The sequence below is a fragment of the uncultured Clostridium sp. genome (assembly GCF_934754915.1).
Taxonomy (GTDB): domain Bacteria; phylum Bacillota; class Clostridia; order Clostridiales; family Clostridiaceae; genus Clostridium.
On the sequence record NZ_CAKVKB010000285.1, the window covers coordinates 1 to 2,421 of the forward strand.

The 2,421-nt window shown below is 28.7% G+C and carries 1 protein-coding gene; it reads left to right on the forward strand.

All coding sequences use genetic code 11. From position 1 onward, the window contains the following. Nucleotides 1-2,138 (forward strand): DNA mismatch repair protein MutS (gene mutS / locus Q0F58_RS18895; protein WP_294379528.1); only part of this gene is annotated, 2,138 nt, incomplete at its 5' end. Nucleotides 2,139-2,421: the final 283 nt, after the last annotated feature.

A 2,421-nucleotide genomic window follows, 5' to 3' on the forward strand; every position in this document is an offset into this window, starting at 1 on the left:
ATATAAATGAAACTCAAATGATGAGTCTTACAAACATAAATCTTTTAGAACAATATGAAATAATAAATTATATGACAATTGACAGCAATTCAAGACGTAATCTTGAGCTTACAGAAAGCATAAGAGAAAAGACAAAAAAAGGTTCCCTTCTATGGGTTATTGATAAAAGTGCTACAAGCATGGGAGGAAGAACTTTAAGAAGATGGATTGATGAACCTCTCATAATAAAATCAGAAATTGAAAAAAGGCTTGGAGGAGTTGAAGAAATTTTTAATTCAATAAGCTTTAATGAAGATTTAAGAAGTGCGCTTAAAGAGATATACGATATAGAAAGAATTGTTGGGAAAATATCAAACCAAAATGTTAATGCAAAAGATATGCTTTCCTTAAAAGCTTCCCTTTCAAAAATACCTGAAGTAAAGGAACTTTTAAAATATGCAAAATCACCTCTTCTCATGGAGTATTATGAAAATCTTGATACACTTGATGATGTAAGAATTCTTCTTGAAAAATCAATAAAGGAAGATCCCAGCCTTATAATAAAGGAAGGTAATATAATAAAAGATGGATATAATGGTGAAGTAGATGAACTGCGAAAAAGTAAGGTTCATGGAAAAGAATGGATTGCCGCACTTGAAAATCGTGAGCGAGAATTTACAGGAATTAAATCCCTTAAAGTTGGATATAATAAGGTTTTTGGTTATTACATAGAAATAAGTAAAGCTAATTTCAGTTCAATTCCAGAAGGAAGATATATAAGAAAGCAGACTCTTACAAATGCTGAAAGATATATTACAGAAGAACTTAAAGTTATGGAAGATAAAATTCTAGGTTCTGAAGAAAAACTTGTAAACCTGGAATATGAGTTATTTATGGAAGTAAGAAATGAAGTTGAAAAACATATATCCAGACTAAAGAAAAGTGCAAGAATAATTTCTGATTTGGATGGTATTTCAACACTTGCATTGATTGCTCTTGAAAATGATTATGTAAAACCAGAAATAAATGAAGAGGGAATAATAGAAATAAGTGATGGAAGACACCCTGTTGTTGAAAAAGTAATTGGAAGAGGAGAATTTGTTTCAAATAATACAATTTTAAATCAGGATGACAAAGAACTCTTAATAATTACAGGACCTAATATGGCTGGTAAATCAACCTATATGAGACAGGTTGCACTTATTACTCTTATGGCTCAGATGGGATCATTTGTACCTGCATCTTCTGCAAATATTTCAATTTGTGATAAGATTTTTACAAGAATTGGTGCTTCAGATGATCTTGCAGGTGGCAAATCTACATTTATGGTTGAAATGTGGGAAGTTTCTAATATATTAAAAAATGCAACAAATAAAAGTTTGGTTTTATTAGATGAAGTAGGAAGAGGTACTTCAACATACGATGGTTTGTCAATTGCATGGTCTGTTATTGAATACATAACAAAAAATGATTCTTTAAAATGTAAAACATTATTTGCAACACACTACCATGAGCTAGTTAAACTTGAAGGAAAGATTAAAGGTGTAAAAAATTATTCTGTAGCAGTAAAGAAAAATGACGACAGTGTAATTTTCTTAAGAAAAATTATTGAAGGCGGAGCAGATGAATCTTACGGTATAGAAGTTGCAAAACTTGCAGGACTTCCAAACAAAGTTATTGATAGAGCTAGAGAAATACTGCAACATCTTGAAAATACTAACAAAAATGATATAAGCAGTATTTCATCAATATCTCAAACTATGGAAAATAGTGATAAAATAGATGTACCATTATCATCTGATATTAAAATTAATGAAGATATTCAAAAATATGAAATACTTATTAATGAAACTCAAAAAAATCTATCTGAAAAAATAAATGAAATTGCTCTTAAGGATGATAAAATAAAAGAATATGATAATAATATTTCAGTGCTTGAAAAAGAAATAAATTCATTAAAAGATGAATTAGATAAAGAAAAGCATAAGCACAAGTCTTCACCTTCTAATGATAATATGCAGATAAATTTTGACTCATTTGAAAAAGATAGTTTCATAAATTCAATAAGTGAAACTGATATTTTGAGTTTAAATCCCATGGAAGCTATGAATATGCTTTATAAATTTGTTGGAGAAGCAAAGAAATTACTAAAGTATTGACTATATAAAAAATCTATTATATAATGATAGTCGCATACGGAGGGTATATTACATCTAACTGTGTATATATGCTGGATAAGGTGTTTAGCGTAAAGCTAAGTCTTATCCAGCTTTTTTTATTTTTAATGTAACAACAAAACATTTTGCATATTTAAAAATGAGGTGATAATCTTGGAAAATAATTTAACAAAAGGAAATATAAAAACCACAATGATAAAATTTGCAGTTCCCTTCATACTAGCAAATCTTCTTCAAGCTTTTTATGGAGCTGCAGATCTTATAA